The organism is Granulicella mallensis, assembly GCF_014203225.1.
GTDB classification, from domain to species: domain Bacteria; phylum Acidobacteriota; class Terriglobia; order Terriglobales; family Acidobacteriaceae; genus Granulicella; species Granulicella mallensis_A.
In genome coordinates, this window is record NZ_JACHIO010000016.1 from 46,061 (window position 1) to 66,717 (window position 20,657).

20 protein-coding genes are annotated in these 20,657 nt (G+C 61.2%); 4 read left to right on the forward strand and 16 right to left on the reverse strand.

Annotated features, from left to right (window positions below; translation table 11 throughout):
* Window positions 1-66: 66 nt before the first annotated feature.
* The 8 genes from HDF15_RS17915 to trpB form a co-directional block, all read right to left on the reverse strand.
* Window positions 67-1,401: a glutamate-5-semialdehyde dehydrogenase gene (locus HDF15_RS17915; RefSeq protein WP_184257980.1), complete on the reverse strand. Its 1,335-nt coding sequence runs from the start codon at window positions 1,399-1,401 to the stop codon at window positions 67-69.
* On the reverse strand, window positions 1,398-2,210 hold the full coding sequence (gene proB / locus HDF15_RS17920; protein ID WP_184257982.1) for a glutamate 5-kinase: 813 nt from the start codon (window positions 2,208-2,210) through the stop codon (window positions 1,398-1,400). Before proB ends, HDF15_RS17915 begins: the two co-directional genes overlap by 4 nt.
* Window positions 2,211-2,214: 4 nt before the next feature.
* The gene (locus HDF15_RS17925) at window positions 2,215-2,835 is read right to left on the reverse strand and encodes a Fic family protein (protein ID WP_184257984.1); all 621 of its coding nucleotides are present in this window, start codon (window positions 2,833-2,835) and stop codon (window positions 2,215-2,217) included.
* A gap of 3 nt (window positions 2,836-2,838) precedes the next feature.
* Window positions 2,839-3,057 (reverse strand): antitoxin VbhA family protein, encoded by a 219-nt coding sequence (locus tag HDF15_RS17930; protein WP_184257986.1) that lies wholly within the window; start codon window positions 3,055-3,057, stop codon window positions 2,839-2,841.
* 30 nt (window positions 3,058-3,087) lie between these two features.
* Window positions 3,088-4,131: a 3-deoxy-7-phosphoheptulonate synthase gene (aroF, locus tag HDF15_RS17935; RefSeq protein WP_184257988.1), complete on the reverse strand. Its 1,044-nt coding sequence runs from the start codon at window positions 4,129-4,131 to the stop codon at window positions 3,088-3,090.
* An 81-nt stretch (window positions 4,132-4,212) separates the two neighbouring features.
* A complete protein-coding gene (locus HDF15_RS17940) occupies window positions 4,213-4,491 on the reverse strand; it encodes a chorismate mutase (protein WP_184257990.1) in 279 nt (92 codons plus the stop codon).
* A gap of 109 nt (window positions 4,492-4,600) precedes the next feature.
* Window positions 4,601-5,377, reverse strand: coding sequence for a tryptophan synthase subunit alpha (trpA, locus tag HDF15_RS17945; protein ID WP_184257992.1), 777 nt, complete (start codon window positions 5,375-5,377; stop codon window positions 4,601-4,603).
* A 2-nt stretch (window positions 5,378-5,379) separates the two neighbouring features.
* Window positions 5,380-6,639, reverse strand: a complete 1,260-nt coding sequence (trpB, locus tag HDF15_RS17950; protein ID WP_184257994.1) for a tryptophan synthase subunit beta — start codon at window positions 6,637-6,639, stop codon at window positions 5,380-5,382.
* Window positions 6,640-6,943: 304 nt separating this feature from the next.
* Between trpB and HDF15_RS17955 the strand changes: the two genes are divergently transcribed.
* A complete protein-coding gene (locus HDF15_RS17955) occupies window positions 6,944-7,105 on the forward strand; it encodes a hypothetical protein (protein ID WP_184257995.1) in 162 nt (53 codons plus the stop codon).
* 278 nt (window positions 7,106-7,383) lie between these two features.
* Here the strand turns inward: HDF15_RS17955 and HDF15_RS17960 are convergent, their stop codons facing one another.
* The 5 genes from HDF15_RS17960 to HDF15_RS17980 all read right to left on the reverse strand — a co-directional run bounded on the left by HDF15_RS17960 (window position 7,384) and on the right by HDF15_RS17980 (window position 13,115).
* Window positions 7,384-8,076 carry a phosphoribosylanthranilate isomerase gene (locus HDF15_RS17960; protein ID WP_184257997.1) on the reverse strand — a complete coding sequence of 231 codons (693 nt, stop codon included), beginning with the start codon at window positions 8,074-8,076 and terminating at the stop codon, window positions 7,384-7,386.
* A gap of 8 nt (window positions 8,077-8,084) precedes the next feature.
* The gene (locus HDF15_RS17965) at window positions 8,085-8,606 is read right to left on the reverse strand and encodes a Uma2 family endonuclease (RefSeq protein WP_184257999.1); all 522 of its coding nucleotides are present in this window, start codon (window positions 8,604-8,606) and stop codon (window positions 8,085-8,087) included.
* Between the two features lie 24 nt (window positions 8,607-8,630).
* A complete protein-coding gene (gene trpC, locus HDF15_RS17970; protein ID WP_184258001.1) occupies window positions 8,631-9,443 on the reverse strand; it encodes an indole-3-glycerol phosphate synthase TrpC in 813 nt (270 codons plus the stop codon).
* A gap of 138 nt (window positions 9,444-9,581) precedes the next feature.
* Window positions 9,582-10,034, reverse strand: a complete 453-nt coding sequence (gene tnpA, locus HDF15_RS17975; protein WP_184258003.1) for an IS200/IS605 family transposase — start codon at window positions 10,032-10,034, stop codon at window positions 9,582-9,584.
* Between the two features lie 177 nt (window positions 10,035-10,211).
* Window positions 10,212-13,115: an aconitate hydratase gene (locus tag HDF15_RS17980; RefSeq protein ID WP_184258005.1), complete on the reverse strand. Its 2,904-nt coding sequence runs from the start codon at window positions 13,113-13,115 to the stop codon at window positions 10,212-10,214.
* A 370-nt stretch (window positions 13,116-13,485) separates the two neighbouring features.
* Here HDF15_RS17980 and HDF15_RS17985 point away from each other — a divergent pair, with 370 nt between their 5' ends.
* Entirely contained in the window at window positions 13,486-15,102 is a 1,617-nt protein-coding gene (locus HDF15_RS17985) for a hypothetical protein (protein WP_260331167.1), read from the forward strand.
* A 380-nt stretch (window positions 15,103-15,482) separates the two neighbouring features.
* Here HDF15_RS17985 and HDF15_RS17990 read toward each other — a convergent pair whose 3' ends face one another.
* The 3 genes from HDF15_RS17990 to rplU all read right to left on the reverse strand — a co-directional run bounded on the left by HDF15_RS17990 (window position 15,483) and on the right by rplU (window position 17,970).
* Complete coding sequence (locus HDF15_RS17990) at window positions 15,483-16,889, reverse strand: Nramp family divalent metal transporter (protein WP_184258008.1); 1,407 nt, start codon at window positions 16,887-16,889, stop codon at window positions 15,483-15,485.
* A gap of 371 nt (window positions 16,890-17,260) precedes the next feature.
* Window positions 17,261-17,524 (reverse strand): 50S ribosomal protein L27, encoded by a 264-nt coding sequence (gene rpmA / locus HDF15_RS17995; protein WP_158819572.1) that lies wholly within the window; start codon window positions 17,522-17,524, stop codon window positions 17,261-17,263.
* 113 nt (window positions 17,525-17,637) lie between these two features.
* Window positions 17,638-17,970 (reverse strand): 50S ribosomal protein L21, encoded by a 333-nt coding sequence (gene rplU, locus HDF15_RS18000; RefSeq protein WP_014267616.1) that lies wholly within the window; start codon window positions 17,968-17,970, stop codon window positions 17,638-17,640.
* A gap of 249 nt (window positions 17,971-18,219) precedes the next feature.
* On the opposite strand from rplU, the gene HDF15_RS18005 reads away from it, so the two are divergent.
* Window positions 18,220-19,572: a hypothetical protein gene (locus HDF15_RS18005; RefSeq protein ID WP_184258010.1), complete on the forward strand. Its 1,353-nt coding sequence runs from the start codon at window positions 18,220-18,222 to the stop codon at window positions 19,570-19,572.
* Window positions 19,569-20,624, forward strand: coding sequence for an NAD(P)-dependent oxidoreductase (locus tag HDF15_RS18010; protein WP_184258012.1), 1,056 nt, complete (start codon window positions 19,569-19,571; stop codon window positions 20,622-20,624). The genes HDF15_RS18005 and HDF15_RS18010 overlap by 4 nt, the downstream gene beginning before the upstream one ends.
* Window positions 20,625-20,657 lie beyond the last annotated feature (33 nt).

Sequence of the window (20,657 nt, forward strand, 5' to 3'; positions counted from 1 at the left end):
ACAAGCAACGGCAAAAAACAGTTCATCTACTCGCTGCCGTTAGCTCTTCAGACCAACCCGGTCCTCTCAACGTCGATGCGTAAACGCCCGGGCATTCGCGCCACGATAGTCGCCGGCAACGTGTCCCTGCCCACGCAGAACATACTTGTACGTCGTCAAGCCATCGAGCCCGACGGGACCGCGCGCGTGGAATTTGCTGGTGCTGATGCCGACCTCCGCCCCGAAACCGTAGCGGAAACCGTCTGCAAATCGTGTGGACGCGTTGTGGAAGACACCCGCGGCATCGACCTCGCGCAGAAAGCGCTCCGCCGTGGCATCGTCCTCGGTAAGGATGCTCTCGGTGTGCGACGAGCCGTGCGCGTGAATGTGATCGATGGCCTGTTCCAGCGAGTCGACGATGCCGATCGAGAGCGCCAGGTCGCCGTACTCGGTGTGCCAGTCCTCTACTGGAGCACCAGCTCCCAGCAGCTCGCGCGTCGCCTCATCCCCATGCAGCGCAACACCACGCTGTCCCAGGTGCGCCGCGAGCTTCGGCAGAAAGTCCTTCGCGATATCGCGATGTACCAGAACCGTTTCAACAGCGTTGCAGGCCGCAGGATAGTCGATCTTGGCATCGGCAATGACGCGCAGCGCAAGCGCTTCATCGGCACAGCGATCGACATAGATATGGCAGACACCCTCCGCATGGCCCAGCACGGGGATACGCGTGTTGGCCTGCACGTACTCCACCAGCGCCTTGCTGCCGCGCGGGATCACCATGTCAACAAGGCCGTGCATGCCCAACAGCTCGTTGACGCGCTCACGCCCGAGCACGAGCGAGATTGCATCGGCAGACAAACCTTGCTTGGCGATGGCCTCGCGCAAAACGCGTACCAGGGCTGAGGCTGTGCGCTCGACCTCGCGGCCGGGCTTGAGGATGACCGCGTTGCCGCTCTTGAGCGCCAGCGCGGCGATCTGCGTTACAGCGTCGGGACGGGCTTCGAAGATCACCGCCAGTACACCGAGCGGGACGCTCAGCTTTTGCAGATGCAGGCCCTGTGTACCCGCCACATCTCCGGGATTTCTGTCGTCGAGCTCAATCGCATCGAGCGTGCGGCCCAGCGGATCGGGCAGCGCCGCGACGGAGCGCACCTGCTCGACCATCTCGCGTAACTTGGCTTCATTGAGTTTGAGCCGCGAGAGCGTTGCGGGCGAGAGCTTCTCGTCTCCGCTCATCGACTCGGCGATCTTAAGGTCTTCCGCGTTGGCCGCGAAGAGCTCCGCGCCTGCGGCCTCAAGCGCCTGCGCCATCGCCTCAAGCGCGGCGTTGCGACGCGGCTCGTCGAGCGGGGCAAGCGTGCGCGAGGCCTGCTTTGCCGCCTCGGCTGTCGCGCGTACAGAGAACGCAGAAGCCTCGCTCATTCCGCGACCTCTTGCCCCACCGGAGAGAAGCGAGTGCCCAGGGCTTCGCCATCGATGATGCGCTCCAGCACCTGCGGCGTGCGTCCGTTGGCGATCACCACCTGTTTGCCTGCCCGCAGCGCGATACGCGCCGATTCGAGCTTCGAGGTCATGCCGCCGCGGCCCCGGCCGTTGCTGCCGTGCGCCAGCGCCAGGATACGGTCGTCGACGCTGCCTACCAGACGTAGCACCTTCGCGCCCGGGTCTGAAGGGTCGCGGTCGTAGAGTCCGTCGACATCCGACAGCAGTACGAGCAGGTCGGCGTTGATGTGTTTCATGAGCAGAGCGGAGAGCTTGTCGTTGTCGCCGAAGATTCTCTCGCGCGGCGCGGACTCGGTGGGGCGATCGAGCTCTACGGTCGAGACCGTATCGTTCTCGTTGACGATGGGAATCACACCCAGCGTCAGCAGCGCATCGAGCGTGGCGCGCAGATTGGCATGGCGCACGGGATCGCGGAAGTCGTCTTCGGTGAGCAGGACCTGCGCGATGGGACAACTGAGACGGTCGAAGGCATCGCCATAGAGAGCCATGAGCCGCGACTGGCCGATGGCGGCGCAGGCCTGTACCTGCGCCACGACCGTCGGACGAGCCGACAGACCCAGCCGCTCCACGCCCAGGCCGACAGCGCCGGAGGAGACCACCAGCACTTCCATTCCCTGATCGCGCAGGGCCGCAATCTGCTCCACCAGCCCGCAGAGCAAGCCGAGCGCCACCTTGCCGTCCGGACGCATGATGACATTGGTGCCGAGTTTAACGACGATACGATGCATGAAGCTAATCCTTGCTGTCAGGCTCTGCGGCCTGCTTCATTGAGGTTTCGATGATGGTAGCAAGTTCGGCGTTGTCGCCGCGCGTGTGCGACAAAATCGACGCCGCTACCATCTGCTCCTGCGTAAAGCCAGCCCACGACAGAGGATGCCCAGCGACGCCTGCAAGTTGGCGGATAAATTCCCGTTGCGTACGTCCGTTACCCTCGCGGAAAGGATGGATCGCGTTGATCTCGCCGAGATAGTACGCCGCACGGTGAGCAAAAGCACTTCGACCGAGGCCACGCAGATAGTTCTCCTGCTTGAGTTTTTCGAGTGCCTCCGCGAGGGCTGAAGCAATGTTCACGGGTGGAGCAAAGGGCGCTCCGCCCGGTTTAGCAATCATGACGACCCGAAACTCCCCAGCCCATGGAAAGATATCGCGAAAGAGAAACCAGTGAATCTTGCGCAGATGCCCAGAGTCAAACTTGCCATCAATGACACGCTGTTCCAATTCATGCCCACGTCGAATACAGAAAGCTGCCTCGACGCGATACAGCTCTGAATAGGACGTATAGCCGAAGCGATTGCGGGGGCAATTACTACCCCGCTCCGATTGCGGATCGTTCTCGAACCCCGTGCTGCGCAAAATTTACGCAGCACCAGCGAGACGAGAGGCCTCAACCAAAGACAGCGCATGCTCATTCAAAGCAGAGGAAAGCTGTTCTCCGGTCAATTCGCCGTCTTCGTACTTCTGCAATAAAGCCAGGGTCTCTGCATCCGGATACAGCCCCTCCATCGCGTTCGTGCCGAGCACGCTCTCATTTATACGGTGGCGGCGGTTCTTTTCAGCTTCGGAGATCTTTGGCATAGCATCGCTCCTTATCTAAATTTTACCTATTTACGCGTGCACCTTCGCTACAGCCGGCGCAATGGTGCGGTCCACCACAGGAGCCAGCAGACGCAGCTTTTCAACGAGCTTCGTAAGCTGGTCCGGGAAGAGCGACTGCGCGCCGTCGGACATAGCCTTGTCGGGATTGGGGTGCATCTCCATGAGCAGGCCGTCCGCTCCGGCAGCCACGGAAGCCAGCGCCATCGCCGGTACGAGATCGCGCTTGCCTACGCCGTGCGAGGGATCGCCCAACACCGGCAGGTGGGTCAGCTTCTTCAGCACCGGAATCGCGGAGATGTCCATCGTGTTGCGCGTCGCAGTCTCAAAGGTGCGAATGCCGCGCTCGCAGAGCATCAGGTCGTAGTTGCCGCCGGAGAGAATGTACTCCGCCGAGAGCAGTACCTCTTCGATCGTCGCCGAGATGCCGCGCTTCATCAGCACGGGCTTGCGCACGTGGCCGAGCTCGCGCAGCAGGTTGAAGTTCTGCATGTTGCGCGCGCCGACCTGGAAGCAGTCGATGTAGGGCAGCATGGCTTCGATCTGCGAGATCTCCATGACCTCGGTGATGACCAGCAGACCGTTCTCATCGGCCGCCTCGCGCATCAGCTTCAGGCCTTCGACGCCCATGCCCTGGAAGCTGTACGGCGAGCTGCGGGGCTTATACGCGCCGCCGCGCAGGAATTGCCCGCCGGCGGCGGCCACCTGCTTCGCGCTGAGATGAATCTGTTCGCTGCTCTCGACCGAGCACGGCCCGGCCATGATGACGACCTCGTCGCCGCCGACCACAAGCCCGTTAGGAAATGTGACGCGCGTGCCCTCAGGGCGGAAACCACGGCCCGCCAGCTTGTACGGCGAGGAGATGCGATACGCCTGGTGAACGCCGGGGAGCACCTGGAACTCAGTGACCTCGAAGTGCTCAGGAGTGCCCACGCCCGCAAGAATGGTCTGGGTCTCCCCCGTGGTTCGGTGGACGTTAAAGCCGAGTTCCACCATGCGTTCAATTACGCTTTGAATCTGTTCATCGGTGGCCTGGTCCTGCATGGCGACGATCATCACTGGAGTCCTTTGCTGACTGCTTGGAATGGGGTACTGCGTCGCAGCATAGAAAAACAGGGCTGCGAAAAATCTTTACAGCTAAGCCTTTGCATCCGGATTCGCGGGGCGCTGGAGTGAACGCATGACGTCCATGATGCGCTCATAGAGGTCCTGGAGCTGCGCGCCTGTGAGGGGGCCGGGGTTGACCTTACGCACGTGGTCGAAGACGATCTGTTCGCGCTGCGGTTCATAGATAGGGGACGCGCTCTTCTGTTTGAGCTGACCGATAGCGACTGCAGCGGCAGCGCGTTCGGAGAGCAGGAGGACGATCTGCTCGTCCAGTTGATCGATCTTCTTGCGCCAGTCAGCAATTTCCATGTTTCCTCGAGCTGCAAACCAGAGGTTCGCGATGAGTTAGGGCACTGCAGTCTCTTCGACATGGGCCCCTCCTCATGATACGTGTCTGTACACGTGTTTGCGGCGATTCTCATGCGCCGGTTGTTCCCTTCCGCAGGCTGCGAACAAAGTCTCCAACGGCCCGCGGGGCCTCTGCCGCCGCAGTCTTTTCCACCAGCCCGACGATGGCGCTGCCGATGACGGCAGCATCGGCAAAGCCTGCGACCGTCTGCACATGCGCCGGCGTCGAGATACCGAACCCCAGCGCGATAGGCAGTTTCGTAAACTGCTTCAGCCGCTTCACAAGCTGTTCCGCGTCGCTGGCCAGCTCGGCCTGCGTACCTGTAATCCCCACGCGCGAGATCGCGTAGACAAATCCCCGCGAGTTTTCGGCGATGGCCTTCAGACGCTCATCAGGGCTTGTCGGAGCAGCCAGAAAGACCGGGGCAAGATCGTTGGTGCGCATCGCCTCCAGGTACTCAGCGGCCTCTTCGACGATCATGTCGGTCAGCAGTACACCATCCGCACCGGCGTCCTTTGCGGCCGTGGCAAAGGCTGCCATGCCCAACCGCACAACCGGATTCAGATAGCTGAAGAGAATGATGCCCGCCTGCGGCCGCGCTGCACGAATCTCTTTGCAGATCACGAGCACATCGGTCAGGCGCGTGCCCTTGGCGACGGCCCGCTCGCTGGCGCGCTGAATCACCGGACCGTCGGCCAACGGATCGCTGAACGGCACGCCGAGTTCGATGACGTCAGCTCCGTTGTCGATGGCAGCAATCGCCATGTCGCGCGTCGTGCCAAGGTCGGGATCGCCTGCGGTGAGGTAGATCACGAGACCGGGTTTGTTTGGAAAAGTAATGGGCATGCCTACGCGCTCACCTTCTGCGCCGCAGCGCCGCTCAAGTTCATCTCACGCGTCATGATCCCGATATCCTTGTCTCCGCGCCCGCTGACGTTCACCATCAGGATCTTGTCCTTGCCCATCTTGGGAGCGAGCTTGAGAGCTTCGGCAACGGCATGAGCCGACTCCAGGGCGGGGATGATTCCCTCCGTGCGACTCAGCACGCTCACCGCGTTCAAAGCCTCGGCATCGGTAGCGCTGGTGTAGGTCGCGCGGCCCGAGTCATGCAGCATCGCGTGCTCCGGTCCGACACTGGCGTAGTCCAGACCTGCCGACACCGAATGCGTCGTCGCGACCTGGCCGGCGTCGTCCTGCAACACATAGCTGTAGGTGCCCTGCAGCACGCCGGGGATGCCGCCGCCGTTCTTCTGGAAGCGCGCCGCATGCTCGCCGAGAGCCGTGCCGCGACCGCCGGCCTCTACGCCTATCAGCGCAACGTTCGGCTCCGGGATGTACTCGTAGAATGCGCCGATCGCGTTCGAACCGCCGCCCACGCAGGCGACGATCGCATCCGGCAGACGGCCTTCGTGCTCCAGGATCTGCCGCTTGCTCTCCTTGCTGATGACACGATGGAAGTCGCGCACCATCGTCGGATAAGGATGCGAGCCCAGCGCCGAACCGAGGATGTAGAACGTCGTCCGAACATTCGTAACCCAGTCACGCATGGCCTCGTTGATCGCGTCCTTCAGCGTCGCCGAGCCCGAGGCCACACCGCGCACCTCCGCGCCCAGCAGCCGCATGCGGAAGACGTTCAGCTCCTGCCGCCGCATATCTTCCTCGCCCATGTAGACGACGCACTCCAGGCCAAAGAGCGCGCACACCGTGGCCGTGGCGACGCCGTGCTGGCCCGCGCCCGTCTCGGCGATGATGCGCTGCTTGCCCATGCGCCGCGCCAGCAGGGCCTGCCCAAGTGCGTTGTTGATCTTGTGCGCGCCGGTGTGCAGCAGGTCTTCGCGCTTCAGGTAGATCTTCGCTCCACCCAGGGTCTCTGTAAGCCGCTTGGCGAAGTACAGCGGCGTAGGACGGCCAACGTAGTCCTTCAGCAGGCCATCCAGCTCTGCGTGGAACGCGGCATCGGCCTGGGCCAGCTCGTACGCGTGGTCGAGCTCCAGCAGAGCGGCCATCAGAGTCTCCGGCACATAGCGGCCGCCGTAGATGCCGAAGCGTCCGGGGGTCGCGCTCACCGGCGCTGCAGAGGTAATCGTGGGTATTGCGGTCGAGCTCATCGCGGTGTCCTTCGTAGTTTCGTCAAAAGTCGGTCGTAACAAACACAAAAGCCGCAACCTTGGCGGTCGCGGCTCGGGGAATCTTGAGAATCGCAGGTAACGCTTGGGTCCCGCGAGACTACTCCGCCGATGCCGCTACGGTGCGCCAGTAGCGGTAGGAGGGAGTAAATCGCGGCGTGAAGCAGAAATGCATAGTTTTCTTAACGTACACCCGAGGAAGTCCATGGGGCAAGCAACCCCTACCGCAATTTCTGAATCTTTCACCCCCGTTGGTGTGTCCTATATGCAGTTAGGAGGTGCTGAGATGAAAGTTCAATCATTTCGCATCATCGTTGCAGCAGCTTTGGCACTGGCCCCCGCTGTAGCCTTCGCGCATACGCCTACTGAGGTACATGACCGTACACCGGTCGTTCACACACATACCCCTCAGGCGCACATCAGGACTGTAAGCGTTCATCGCTCGTAAGTAAGCGGTTTAGAAGTCCCGAACCGACATGGCCTGCCAAACGGCAGGTCTTGCCCTTTAAGAAGCAAGATAAGTGCGTCGTACTTTTGTTCCTGCTTTTGCTTTTCTTGTTGTCATTCCCGCAGGGAATCTGCTGTTTGCCCTTGCAGCACCGATATCTGCGAGATAACACTGAAGCGTGCCTGTCCATTTCTGCAGCCACAAAAAACTGCCATAGTACGAACAGACAGCAGATTCCCTGCGGGAATGACAACAAGAAAAGCAAAGGATCTTGCGTTTTAACGCGCTGCCGCAATAAACGCCTTCAACTTCGCAGGATCTTTGCGTCCCGGCGCCGCCTCAACGCCACTGGCCACATCCACGCCCCACGGCGCAAATTCGGCAATAGCCTTCCCCACATTCTCTGCATGCAATCCACCCGCTAGGATCAGCTTCGGAAGCTCGTGCTTCCCATCCTGCGCGCTCTCGTACACCCGCCGTACGATCGGTGCTACATGCGCCCAATCGAAGGTCGTTCCCAATCCACCCGAGACCCCGCCCTTCGCCGCATCCAGCAGCACAGCCCAGATTGCAGGCTCCGCGAGCACAGCTCTCAGCGTCGTCTCAAAGCGAGCATCCGCAGCCTCGCGCTCCGTCGCATTCACCTCATACGACACAGCCTGAATGATCTTCAGCTTGCCCCCGAACTCCCCAGACAAAGCCTGCACCATTCCCTGGTCGAACTCGTTATGGAGTTGGGCCACGGTGAGCGCCGAGGCAGCCATAAAGTGCTCCACCTCATAGGGATCGTCGGTCGCAAAGACACCGACCTTCTCCACACTGGAGGGAAGCAGACGCGCAATACTCCCCGCCTGCTCCAGCGTCATCCGGCGCTTGCTGGGCGCGAAGACGAAACCGACGGCATCCGCCCCCAGTTCGACGGCGAGCTGGGCATCGGCGAGATTCGTATTGGCACAGATCTTGATGAACATGACGAAGGTTAAGATTCGTCCAGTTCCGTAAAGATTCCAGCAAGCGAAACTTCGATAGGGGTTCCAACAACACGCAGGATGCCGTCGCTGGGCTGCGTAAAGCCTTGTTTAGAGGCCTGATAACCCAGCCGCTTCCATGGATCGATGGCCCAGATGTCTTTCACACCCATGCCTGCATAATCGTTGACGCGCTCCTGCAATTCTCCGAGAGAGTCATCCGTCGAAAGGATTTCGACGCAGAGCAGAGGGGCAAAACCGATGATCGGGTCTTTGGGATCGGTGCTCCGAATCACGCATATATCAGGGATGCGGTAGCGCTGCGGAGAGACTTGAATCCGCTGCTCAGGAAGAGCTCGCACACCCCATATCGTTGGTTTTTCCCGAAAGATGCCAGAAATGATGCCTTGCAAATGCGCGTGCGGCTGCTCTCCCACGTTCCGCTCCTTCAGTTCGCCATCGATGTAGTCGCGGTCGGGCCGGTAGGTCGTTTGCAGGTACTCGCGGACTGGAACAAGAACCGAGCTTGCCATGGCGCACACTCCGTATGGGGTATTTTAGCCCTCCAGCAGATGCACGAGCGCCTCACCGGGGTTCGGCTTGCGCATCAGCGACTCCCCGATCAGGAAGGCCTCATAGCCCGCCGCGTGGAGGCGCTGCATATCGGCCACGGTATGAATCCCGCTTTCGGCCACGCGCACCGCGCTTGCGGGAAGATGCGTCGCCAGTTCGCAGGCGCGGTCGAGCGAGACCTCAAAGGTGCGCAGATCGCGGCTGTTCACGCCGACACACTCGCAATCGAGCGCCAGGGCACGATCCAGTTCTTCGCGGTCATGGACCTCGCACAGCACGTCGAGCCCATGCTGTTTTGCGGAGTCGCGCAGCGTGCGGAGTTCGGTATCTGTAAGCGCGGCAACGATCAGGAGGATCGCGTCAGCGGCGTTCGCGCGGGCTTCGAGGATCTGGAACTCGTCGACCATGAAGTCTTTACGCAGGCACGGGATCTTCACCGCCGCCGAAGCCCGGCGCAGATTTTCGAGCGAGCCCTGAAAGAACTTCTCATCCGTCAGCACCGAGAGCACCGCGGCACCGCCGGCTTCCAACTGGGGCGCAAGAATCGCCGCGTCAAAGTCCGCGCGGATCAAGCCCTTCGACGGTGAAGCCTTCTTCAACTCGGCAATGATCGCCGGCCCGCTCTGGGCCTTCGCCCGCAGGGCCTTCGCAAAGCCGCGTGGGGTGTGGTTGCTCGCCGCCTGCTCCAGCGCGCGCAGATCAGCAGAGGCTTTGCGCTCCGCAACAACAGTGCGCGTGTGCGCGAGAATTTCGGGGAGGTACATCGTGCGTTCTGTAGAAATAGCCATCTCTTCCATGCTACGGCAGTGGGGCTATTGAGAGCAGGGGCCTGCGGAGATGACAGTTGTAGAAATACGTCTATGAATACAAAACCTTCTTGCAAACACGAAATCAATAGCCACAAACAAGGGGCGGAGGCCCGGCTTCATCCGGGGTCATTTCCATAGGTATTGCTCGTCAAAAGTAATGTCATATTTAGCGAGGAACATACGAAACTCTTCCTCGAAGGTCTTCCTCAGGTGGTGTTCCTCTTGTTTGTCGATGTAGGCCAACAGTGCCTTCAAATCCGACGGTCCAACCGAAAATACACCGTATCCGGGTTGCCAGGCGAAGTTAGAAAGTTCCGGGGCCTGGGCTTTGATCCACTTTGAAGATGCGACCTTAACGTCTTCAACCAATGTAGCTACGGAAATGGTGCGAGAAAGTCGAACAGCGAGATGTACATGATCGGCTACCCCACCAGCCCGCGGACACTCGCAGCCCTGGTCACGCACCAAAGTAGCCAGATAAGCAAACAGACGAGGCCGGAGCGAAGCCTCCAGGCACGGAACGCGATCCTTGGTGCTGAAGATCAGGTGAATGTAAATAACCCCGAGCGTGTGCGGCATACGTTCCCAGCTCCAGAAGATTGCAATCGTACCCCAAAAGAGTTTGTGGGATGACGCCGGGCCTCCGGCCCTGGAGTGCCCTGCGGGCACCTAACCCCGGGCGTTGCCCGGGGCTGGTATGATCGCGGGGCTCCGCCCCTCCTGACGTGCAAGAAGCGTCATGTCCAACAAGCGCTGCTACGCCTTCCCCGCCAACTGCCGCAGCACATACTGCAAGATTCCCCCGTGCTGGTAGTAGAGGATCTCCTGCGGCGTATCGATGCGCACGGTAACGGAAAACTGGCTCTTCGTTCCGTTAGCATCCGTCGCAACAACAGACAGCTTCTTGCCCTGCGCAAACTTCGAATCGAGCATCGTTTTCAACTCACCGGGCTGCGTACCCAGCGTGAAGATCTCTTCTCCCGTCAGGCCTAGGCCTTCCGCGCTCTCTCCCTCCTGGAACTGCAGCGGCAGAATGCCCATGCCCACCAGGTTGGAGCGGTGAATGCGCTCGTAGCTCTCCGCGATGACGAAGCGAATCCCCAGCAGACGTGGGCCCTTTGCCGCCCAGTCACGCGACGATCCGGAACCGTACTCCTTGCCCGCCAGGATCGCCAGCGGTGTTGCACGCTTGGCATACTCGACCGAAGCATCATAGATGCTCATGCCCGTGCCCTCCGGCAGCAACCGCGTGACGCCGCCCTCCGTACCCGGAGCGAGCTTGTTGCGCAGGCGGACGTTCGCGAACGTGCCGCGCACCATCACCTCGTGGTTGCCGCGCCGTGAGCCGTAGGAGTTGAAGTCCGAAGGCTTCACCCCATGCTCGGTCAGGTACTTCCCTGCCGGGCCGTTCAGCTTGATCGAGCCAGCAGGCGAGATGTGGTCCGTCGTCACCGAATCGCCCAGCACCGCGAGCACGCGCGCATCGGAGATGTCGTCCACCGGCGCGGGCGTTGCAGGCATGCCGTCGAAGTACGGAGCCTTGCGGATGTAGGTCGAATCCGGCTCCCAGCCATAGGTATCGCCGGAGGGGAACTTCAGGTTCTGCCAGTTGGCATCGCCGTCCGCGACCGTCGCATACTGCGTGCGGAACATCGTCGAGTCGATGCAGCTTGCCACCGTATCGGCGACCTCCTTCTGCGAAGGCCAGATGTCGCGCAGATAGACCGGCTGGCCATTCTTGCCCTTACCCAGCGCATCCTTCTCGAAGTCGTGCGAGATGTGCCCGGCCAGCGCATAGGCCACCACGAGCGGAGGGCTCATCAGGTAGTTCGCGCGAACCTCGGGTGAGATGCGGCCCTCAAAGTTACGATTGCCCGAGAGCACCGACACCGCCACCAGGCCGTGCTCTTCGATGGCCTTCGACACATCGGTCGGCAGCGGGCCGGAGTTGCCGATGCACGTCGTGCAGCCATAGCCGACGACCTGGAAGCGCAGCGCATCGAGATACTGCAGCAGCCCGGCGCGCGTGTAGTAGTCCGTCACCACGCGCGAACCCGGCGCGAGCGAGGTCTTCACCCACGGCGGCGTGCTCAGACCGGCTTCAACAGCCTTCTTCGCCAACAGGCCGGCAGCCATCATCACATAGGGATTGCTCGTGTTCGTGCAGCTTGTAATCGCGGCGATGACGATGGAGCCATCAACAAGGTACTTATCAGGATTGACGCCGAACCTTGCCTGAACGGAGTGCGCGGTCTCGGTAACAGAGACTGCACCGCCCGGAACTGCAGGTTCGTCATGCGTCGTCGTCAGCACCGCGACCGCCTCCGGCACCACCGGCGCAGAGGCACCCACAGAGCTCGTCAGATCACCGCTGGCCGAGGCCAGACCGCCCTCACCCTCCCAGCGAACCATCTGGCGGATCGTGGCCTTATTGGCATTCGGCCCCTGCAGAGCGGGCAACTGCTGCGCGAAGCTCGCGGGCGTCTGCGAGAGCAGCACGCGGTCCTGCGGACGCTTCGGCCCGGCGACGCTGGGCTCGACCGTCGCAAGGTCCAGCGAGATCGTTACGGAGTAGTGCGCCTCGGGCGCGTCCGGGGTGTGGAAGAGGCCCTGCTCGCGGAAGTAGGCTTCGGTGAGCGCGATGTGCTCTTCGCTGCGGCCGGTCAGACGCAGATACTTCAGCGTCTCGGCATCGACCGGGAAGATGCCGCAGGTCGCGCCGTACTCAGGAGCCATGTTCGCGATCGTCGCGCGGTCGGCCAGAGGAAGCTCGCTGATGCCGGGGCCGTAGAACTCGACGAACTTGCCTACAACACCGAGCTTGCGCAGCATCTCGGTGACGGTCAGCACGAGGTCGGTCGCGGTTGCGCCCTCCTTCAGCTTGCCCGTCAGCTTGAACCCAACTACCTGCGGCACGAGCATCGACACCGGCTGGCCCAGCATGGCCGCCTCGGCCTCAATGCCGCCAACGCCCCAACCCAGCACGCCCAGGCCATTCACCATGGTCGTGTGCGAGTCGGTGCCGACCAGCGTATCGGGATAGGCCGTGATATTGCCATCTGCATCCGGCTGCGTGGTGAAGACGACGCGGGCGAGGTACTCCAGATTGACCTGGTGGCAGATGCCCATGCCCGGCGGCACGGCGGAGAAGTTGCGGAAGGCCGTCTGTCCCCACTTCAGGAAGGCGTAGCGCTCGCGGTTGCGCGTGAACTCCAGCGCAGCGTTCAGGTCATAGGCGTTGGCCGTGCCGTACTCGTCCACCTGTACGCTATGGTCGATGACCAGCTCCGCCGGCTGCAGCGGATTGATCTTCTCGGGATTGCCGCCGAGCTGCTTCATGGCATCGCGCATCGCGGCGAGATCGACGATGGCAGGCACGCCGGTAAAGTCCTGCATCAGCACACGGGCCGGCATGTAGGCGATCTCGCGCGAGGGCTCCGCCTTCGGGTCCCAGTCGGCGAGGAAGCGGATGTCGTCCGCGGTGACGGTCTTGCCGTCTTCACAGCGGAGCAGGTTCTCAAGCAGGATGCGCAGGGAAAACGGCAGGTGCGTGAGATTCGTGTCGGTCAATGCATTCAGTCGGAAGTAGTTAACCTTCTGCGAGCCGGAGGTGAGGGTGGCGGCGGCGTTGAAGCTGTTGGGGTGGGTGGTGTTCGGCATGACGTGGCTTCTCCTTAGCTGAGTAGCTGGCAGGCTGGGGAGCTCACGCACATTGGCAGGAAGCTCCCGAGCAACTGGGCCGCGGCTTCGCTTGTATAAGGCTGCAGGCGATGGCGGCAACAAAATCGATAAATCGTAACGAGGGTAGCAGAGAGCAACGGCAGCTAGGCGCGTCCGCGGTCGTGGCGTCCACGACGAAAGCGCTTGAGATGAGCGCAACTCGGCATATGGACATTTTACGCGAGAGATTTTTGTGGGAGCAATATCACCTTTCATGTGGACGCGGTATCATCCGTCTGCATCTCATACAGTTGCTACAGTTGCGTTGCCCTCTATACGTTTTTTGAGGGAACGCGGGAGATTTGGAACGATGAAGACACACGTGACTACCCAATATTGGCTGCGGAGCCTGGGCGCGATTGGCCTGGTTGCCAGCCTTGCCCTTGGTGTCAATGGCTGCCATGGCAACCAGGGATCCGCTCCCATTGTGAACAATGCCGCCTCAGACCCCAATGCTCCCGATCCGGCCGCCGCTAACGAGGCGCCAGTAAGTGGTTCCACCAATAGCTCGAACTCTAGCGGACAATCCAGCGGACAGTCGACACAGGTGATGAGCTCCAACTCCTCCTATGCTCCGCAGCAGCAATCGGAAAGCTACCCGCAGGCCCAACAGGCGCCCGCCCCCATTCAGCAGGCTTACGATAACTCGCAGCAAGGCTACGACAATTCACAACAGGGCTACGACAACTCACAGGACACAGAACAGATGGTCCAGTCCGACCAGCCGCCACCACCGCTGCCCGAGTATGACCAGCCGGAAGCTCCTGAGCCGAACTATCTGTGGACGCCCGGCTACTGGGGCTGGGGCACTGGCGGCTACTACTGGGTTCCCGGCGTATGGTGCCCGCCGCCCTACTACGGCGCGCTTTGGACACCTCCCTACTGGGGCTGGTCCGGCGGCTACTACCGCTTCAATCGCGGCTACTGGGGCCAGCATGTCGGCTTCTATGGCGGCATCAACTATGGCTTTGGATACACCGGAAGCGGCTACGAAGGCGGCTACTGGCACGGCAACGACTTCTACTACAACCGTGCCGTTAATCGCGTCAACGTCGTGAACATTCGTAACGTTTACAACCGTACGGTGATCGTCAACAACAACAACCGCGTGAGCTACAACGGTGGACGAGGTGGCATCAACGTGCAGCCACGCCCCGCTGAAATCGCCGCGATGCGCGAACGCCATGTCGGCCCGATAGCAGCTCAAACACAGATCCATCAGCAGGCAGCACAGAACAAGCAGCAGTTCTTCAACCAGAACCATGGCCGTCCAGCGCAGACAGCGTTTGCCCGACCGAACGGTGTACAGCCCGCAATCGGCAATCGGCCAGAGGGGAATAGGCCGGGAGAGAACCGTGGCGGCGTTCCCGCCAACAACCTGCGCGGACCGCAGCAGGTACAGCAACAGCAGCGCAACGTACAAGAGCAACAGCAACAACGCAATCAGCAGGAGCAGCAGCAGCATAACCAGCAACAGCAACAACAGCGCAATGTGCAGGAACAACAACAGCACAATAACCAGCAACAGCAGCAACGCAACGTACAAGAGCAGCAACAACGTAATCTGCAACAACAGCAGCAGCACAATCAACAGCAGCAACAGCAGCGCAATGTGCAGGAACAGCAGCAGCGCAACCAGCAACAGCAGCAACAACGCAATGTGCAGCAGCAACAGCAGCGTAACGTGCAGGAGCAGCAGCAACACAATCAGCAACAACAACAGCAGCAGCGTGCGGTTCAGCAACAACGCCCCGCGCAACAGCCACGTCCTCAGCCTGAGGCCCAGCGTCCCCAACCACAGCGTGAAGCTCCACGCCCGCAGCCACAGCGTGAGGCCCCACGTCCGCAGGCTGCGCCGCGTGCTGAACCCGCACGTCCAGCCCCCGCAGCACGTCCAGAGGCCGGTCATGAGGAACATCCGCACTGATCGGCTTCTTGTACCAGCTACCAGCAGAAAGGCCCGCCAAACGGCGGGCCTTTCTTTTTTAGAAGAAACCGAAGTTCATCCACTCGATGGAGGGTATTTCAGCTCGAAACAGGCAACTGCTCCAAGCCCCAAAGGGGTATGCACGATAAAACTATCGTGCATACGGTCGAGGTAACTGGGCGAGAATGCGGCCTCCAGGCCCGTGTGCTTTTTCGGCTGCGAACAAAAGGCCCGGGGCTAAAGCCCAACTCTTGCCTGCCCCTGATTCCGTGGCCTAAAGGCCATGGCTCCCTCCGTCCCGCGACGCTAAAGCGTCACGGTTTGCGCTTCGCGCTATCGGGAACTCTGCTTCTTCAACAAACGAGATAATTTTTGAATCACTACCCCATCGCCAACTGCACCAGCAGCACGACGTTGAGCGCGAGGATGATCGTCGCCACGGTCCAGCCGGCCAGACGCATGCGGAACGCGCTCTTGAAGTCGCCCATCACCTTTTCGCGATTGGTCAGCAACAGCAACGGAATCAGTGCCGCCGGCAACGTAAAGCTCAACAGCACCTGGGAGCCGATCAGAATCTTCAAGGGGTCCCATCCAACACCAATCACGATCAATGCCGGAACGACCGTGATGAACCGCCGCAAAAAGATCGGGAACTTGATATCGAGGAAACCTTCGATAATCACCTGACCGGCCATGACACCGACCGTCGAACTCGAAAGCCCGGAGCACAGCAGCGCCACCGCGAAGACGGTCGCCGCCGCCGAACCCAGCAGCGGCCCAAGCGTGTGATATGCATCCTGAATCGTAGGCGACGCACTCGGTCCGTGGAAGAGCGCCACCGCCGCCATGACGATCATCGCCGAGTTGATGAGCCAGGCCCCGTTCATCGCCACGAACACATCAATCAGTTCAAAGCGCAGGTACTGCCGCAGAATACCGGGCTTCGGTTCGCCGGAGGACGGCGCGAGTTCGTTCAACCGGGGCTGCACCAGCGCCGAGTGCAGATAGATCACGTGCGGCATTACGGTAGCGCCCAGCATACCCACCGCCGCGTAGACCGAACCGCTCATCGCGTGCGGATCGAAGGTCGGCAGGATCGTCGCCACGAAGGCGCGGTGCCAGTCGGGATGCACGAGGAAAACCTCGAAGCCGTAGCACAGGCCGATGACACCGACGAAGGCCATGATGCCCCGCTCCAGCCACTGAAAGCCGGCCAGGTCGAGCGCGAGGATCCCGAACACCGCCACCGTCGCCGCGGCTGCCGCAACGAATAGCGAGCCCGTAGGCGAGAAGCCATGTGCCTGCAGCGCCGGGCCGATCAGCAGGTCGAGACCCAGCGCAGCACCAAGAAACTCCGCCAGATCGGTCGCAACGGCAGAGATCTCCGCACAGAACCATAGGAGGACGCTGATGCTCTTGCCAAAGTGTTTGCGGCAGTTCTGCGGCAGCGTCAGCCCGGTCACGATGCCAAGCTTCGCCGACAGGTACTGGATGAGAATGGCCATGATGTTCGACCACAGCAGCACCCACAGCAGCCGGTAGCCGAACTGGCTGCCTCCAAGGATGTTGGTGGCGAAGTTGCCGGGATCGATGTAGGCCACCGACGCCACGAACGCAGGGCCGAAGTAGCTCCATATCTGATTACTGCGAAAGGAGTTGCGGCCCTTGCCGCCGGGTGTCATCGCAGCCACGGAGGCCGGCGAAAGTACAACATCCTGAACCGCGATATCAGCGGCAAACGATACATTCTCGCTGCTACCGGACGAATTGGCATGCGATTCAGGCATCTTGATTACTTTTAGTCTAGCCTAAAAGTCGGCGGTGCGCACAGGACCGCCCAAAATAGAGGGGCTGCTGGCTTTTGTTTTGGCTTTTCTTGTTGTCATTCCCGCAGGGAATATGCTGTCTGTCGGAGTAGCACCGATATTTGCGAGGCCGTACCGAAGGAAGCACCGCTCAAATCCTGCCCTGTCCCTCTTTGCCTCCGCGAAGCACTGCTGTGGTACGAACAAACAGCAGATTCCCTGCGGGAATGACAACAAGAAAGGCAAAGGCAACAACCCTCCGGCTCCGCCTAAAGACAGAAATGAAACACGAAAAGCCTCGCATCCTTGAAAGGATGCGAGGCCCTCGCTTTCAAACTGAAGTTTGAGAGAACTTACGCTGCGATGGTCGGCTCGATCGAAACGAAGCGGCCGAGCTGTCCGCGATCGGCGAACTTGACCACGCCGCTGACCTTGGCGAAGAGCGTGTCGTCGCTGCCGCGACCGACGTTCTTGCCGGCCTTCAGCGGTGTGCCGCGCTGGCGAACGAGAATCGATCCACCGGTGACGGTTTCGCCGCCGAAGCGCTTGACGCCGAGGCGCTGCGCGTTCGAGTCGCGACCATTTTTAGAGCTTCCTAGACCTTTTTTATGTGCCATTACAGTGCCTCTTTCGCGCCGGGGCGCGCCCGCGCTTCTGAAATCATGCGGCTAAAGCCGCGAATCCTATTTGCCAACCTGAGAGCCTGCTGTTCGCCAGCCCCAGGGTGTACTTACTTGGCTTCAGCCTTGAAGCTCTTGCCGCCGACGAGGATCTCGTTGATCTTGACTTCAACGAAGCTCTGGCGATGGCCCTGCAGCTTCTTGTACTGCTTCTTGCGCTTGTAGTGGAACACGAGAATCTTGTCGCCACGGCCTTCGCTGACGACCTCGGCCAGCACCTTCGCGCCGCCCAGATCCTGCTCAAACTTGCCCTCTTCGCCGCTGACAGCAACAACGTCGGAGAACTCCAGCGTGCCGTTTTCGTGCTCGCTCTTCTCAATCCGGACGGTATCGCCGGGGGCCACGCGGTATTGCTTTCCACCGGTGCGAATGACTGCGTACATAACTTGAAACCTCATCGCCAGAGCGCAGAATGTCCCGCTCGGCTTTCCTCAGAAATACTGAATGTCTTGTCAGGAGGGCGGGGCTCGCCCGGCCGGATTGGGCCTCGCAGCCTGTATCTCAGCCGCTACCCACCGGCCCTGTAGCCGAAGACACCGGCTACATCGCCAAACTTCAAGAGTTTATCGGGAAATGGGGGTCCAGGTCAACAACTATTCATCTGGCCGATATAATCGACCCCGTTGCCTACCGTGTCCGAACCCTCCATCCGCCCCGTAAATTTCCGCGCCCCCCGGGTCATCTTCTGGGCCGGATTCGCGTTACGGATGGCCTGCATCCTCATCGGCCGCACCTACCGGATCCATCTTACTGGCGACCACTTCGACTACGGCTTCGAGGCCGGACGCATCGCCCGCTCCCTCGTCCAGGGCCATGGCTACGCCAATCCTTTCAACGGCTTCTCCGGCCCCACGGCCTGGCTTCCTCCCCTCTTTCCGCTGCTGATGGCGCTGGGTTTCAAGCTCTTCGGCGTCTATACGAACGGCGCGGCCCTCTTCATCATGGCCTGTGACAGCCTCTTCTCCGCCGCCGTCGCGCCGGCCATCTATGAGATCGCGGCCCGCTGCTTCGACGCCTACGGCCTCGCCCGCCGCGCCTCCGAAAAAGCCGCCCCCGTAGCACTCTGGTCGGCGTGGCTCTGGGCCCTGTATCCCGCAGCCTTGCAGTTCGCCATCCACTGGCTCTGGGAGATGTCGCTCACCGCCTGCCTCTTCACCTGGGCCTTCGTCTTCGCCCTGCGCCTGCGGCACATCGGCGAGCAGGAGGCATCAAAACCGCGCCGCGACCTAGGGCTCTGGGCCGTCTTCGGCCTGCTCTGGGGGCTCGTCACCCTCTCCAACTCCTCGTTGCTGCTCGTACTGCCCGCATGGATTCTCTGGATGCTCTGGCCTTCGAAGATTCAGGCCCGCCGTACCCTCTACCCCAGACTCACCGGAGCCGTTCTCTCCTGCCTCATCTTTGCTGCCACCCTTACGCCCTGGATCATCCGCAACGAGCGCACGCTGCACGCCTTCATCCCCACGCGCGGCAATTTCGGCGTCGAACTGTTCAGGTCGGTAGAGCCTGGGAACGGCTCCCTCCCCTGGGGCACAGCCATGCCGCTCTGGCCCGGCGATCCCGAGTTCCAGCGCTTCGTCCGGATGGGCGAAGTGGCCTATGGGCACGCGAAAGGCGAGGAGGCCAAAGCCCTCATCCGCGCATATCCGGGAGAGTTCCTGCGCCGGATTCGCGACCGCATGATCTTCTTCTGGGATGGCACCCCCCACTCCCCCGAGGGACATCCGCTGCTTGAGTACCTGCGGCTGTTGAGCTACAGCTTTCTTGGCACCTGCGGACTGCTTGGTCTCCTCCTCGCCTTGAAACGACGTGCGCCGGGTGCATGGCCCATGGCGCTGGCCTTTTTGCTCGTCCCGCTGCCATACTATTTCGTGACCATGCAGGCACGGTTTCGGCATCCTCTGGAGCCGCTGATCGCGGTGCTGGCGGTCTATCTTTTTCGGTCGACGCAACCGCGTACCGAGTTGCAACGGAAGGCGGCGCGGTGAACGATCGCAAAGAGTTTCTGGTCACCGGCGCCTCCGGCTTCTTCGGCGGCATCCTCAAGCGCCGTCTCCTCGCCGAAGGCTTCGCCGTCACTAACATCGACCTCGTCGCCGACGCAGACTCCCACCCCGCGCTCACCAGCATTCAGGGCGACATCCGCGATGCAGCCCTGCTCGCCCGCACCTTCGCCGAGCACAAGTTCGAAGCCGTCTTCCACTGCGCCGCCATGCTGGCGCACGATGTCCAGGATGACAACCTGCTCTGGAGCTCCAACGTAGACGGCACCCGTCTCGTGGCCGAGGCCGCGCTGGCCGCAGGCGTCACGCGGTTCATCTTCATCTCGACAAACTGCCTGTGGGGTGAGGGTCTGGCGCGCGAAGTAACAGAACAAGAAGTGCCCGCGCCCGTGGAGCTCTACGGCCACTCGAAGCTGGCTGCAGAAAAGCAGCTCGATTCGCTGCGCTCGGAACACCCGGAGCTACAGGTCATCACGCTGCGCTGTCCGACGATCATGGACAGTGGCCGGCTGGGTCTGCTCGCGATCCTGTTCGAGTTTATCGATGATGGGAAAAAGGTATGGGTGGTAGGGGACGGCTCCAACCGCTACCAGTTCATTTACGCGCAGGACCTCGCCACGGCGTGCCTCCAATGTCTCGACTATGCCGGGTCGAACCTGTTTCATATCGGGTCAGACCAGGTGCCGACGATGCGCGGCATGTACGAGAACGTGATCCGCACCGCGGGGAGCCGATCGCGCGTGGCCTCCCTGCCCAAGGCCCCGACGATTGCGATGATGAAGCTCGCGCACAAGCTGAACATCTCTCCGCTTGGGCCATACCACTACCGCATGATCGCCGAGAACTTCATCTTCGACACGACCCGCATTCGCCGCGAGCTGGGATGGACGCCGACGTTTACGAACGAGCAGATGTTGCTGCGTTCCTTCGAGTACTACCGCGAACATCGCCGCGCCATCCACGAACGCACGGACGTATCGGCGCATTCGAAGGCCGCGCCGATGGGGATCATCCGGTTGCTGAAGTGGCTCTCGTAAGAGAGCAGATTGTGCAGAGAGGCACTTGTCGTT

Bases quoted from the DNA above. Each gene is read 5' to 3' on its own strand.
- HDF15_RS17980 (WP_184258005.1), bottom strand. From the start codon at position 13,115: ATGCCGAACACCACCCACCCCAACAGCTTCAACGCCGCCGCCACCCTC.
- aroF (WP_184257988.1), bottom strand. From the start codon at position 4,131: ATGATCGTCGCCATGCAGGACCAGGCCACCGATGAACAGATTCAAAGC.
- HDF15_RS17965 (WP_184257999.1), bottom strand. From the start codon at position 8,606: ATGGCAAGCTCGGTTCTTGTTCCAGTCCGCGAGTACCTGCAAACGACC.
- HDF15_RS17915 (WP_184257980.1), bottom strand. From the start codon at position 1,401: ATGAGCGAGGCTTCTGCGTTCTCTGTACGCGCGACAGCCGAGGCGGCA.
- HDF15_RS17990 (WP_184258008.1), bottom strand. From the start codon at position 16,889: ATGCCTGAATCGCATGCCAATTCGTCCGGTAGCAGCGAGAATGTATCG.
- trpC (WP_184258001.1), bottom strand. From the start codon at position 9,443: ATGGAAGAGATGGCTATTTCTACAGAACGCACGATGTACCTCCCCGAA.
- rplU (WP_014267616.1), bottom strand. From the start codon at position 17,970: ATGTACGCAGTCATTCGCACCGGTGGAAAGCAATACCGCGTGGCCCCC.
- HDF15_RS17930 (WP_184257986.1), bottom strand. From the start codon at position 3,057: ATGCCAAAGATCTCCGAAGCTGAAAAGAACCGCCGCCACCGTATAAAT.
- HDF15_RS17955 (WP_184257995.1), top strand. From the start codon at position 6,944: ATGAAAGTTCAATCATTTCGCATCATCGTTGCAGCAGCTTTGGCACTG.
- trpB (WP_184257994.1), bottom strand. From the start codon at position 6,639: ATGAGCTCGACCGCAATACCCACGATTACCTCTGCAGCGCCGGTGAGC.
- HDF15_RS17960 (WP_184257997.1), bottom strand. From the start codon at position 8,076: ATGTTCATCAAGATCTGTGCCAATACGAATCTCGCCGATGCCCAGCTC.
- HDF15_RS17940 (WP_184257990.1), bottom strand. From the start codon at position 4,491: ATGGAAATTGCTGACTGGCGCAAGAAGATCGATCAACTGGACGAGCAG.
- proB (WP_184257982.1), bottom strand. From the start codon at position 2,210: ATGCATCGTATCGTCGTTAAACTCGGCACCAATGTCATCATGCGTCCG.
- trpA (WP_184257992.1), bottom strand. From the start codon at position 5,377: ATGCCCATTACTTTTCCAAACAAACCCGGTCTCGTGATCTACCTCACC.
- HDF15_RS17985 (WP_260331167.1), top strand. From the start codon at position 13,486: ATGAAGACACACGTGACTACCCAATATTGGCTGCGGAGCCTGGGCGCG.
- rpmA (WP_158819572.1), bottom strand. From the start codon at position 17,524: ATGGCACATAAAAAAGGTCTAGGAAGCTCTAAAAATGGTCGCGACTCG.
- tnpA (WP_184258003.1), bottom strand. From the start codon at position 10,034: ATGCCGCACACGCTCGGGGTTATTTACATTCACCTGATCTTCAGCACC.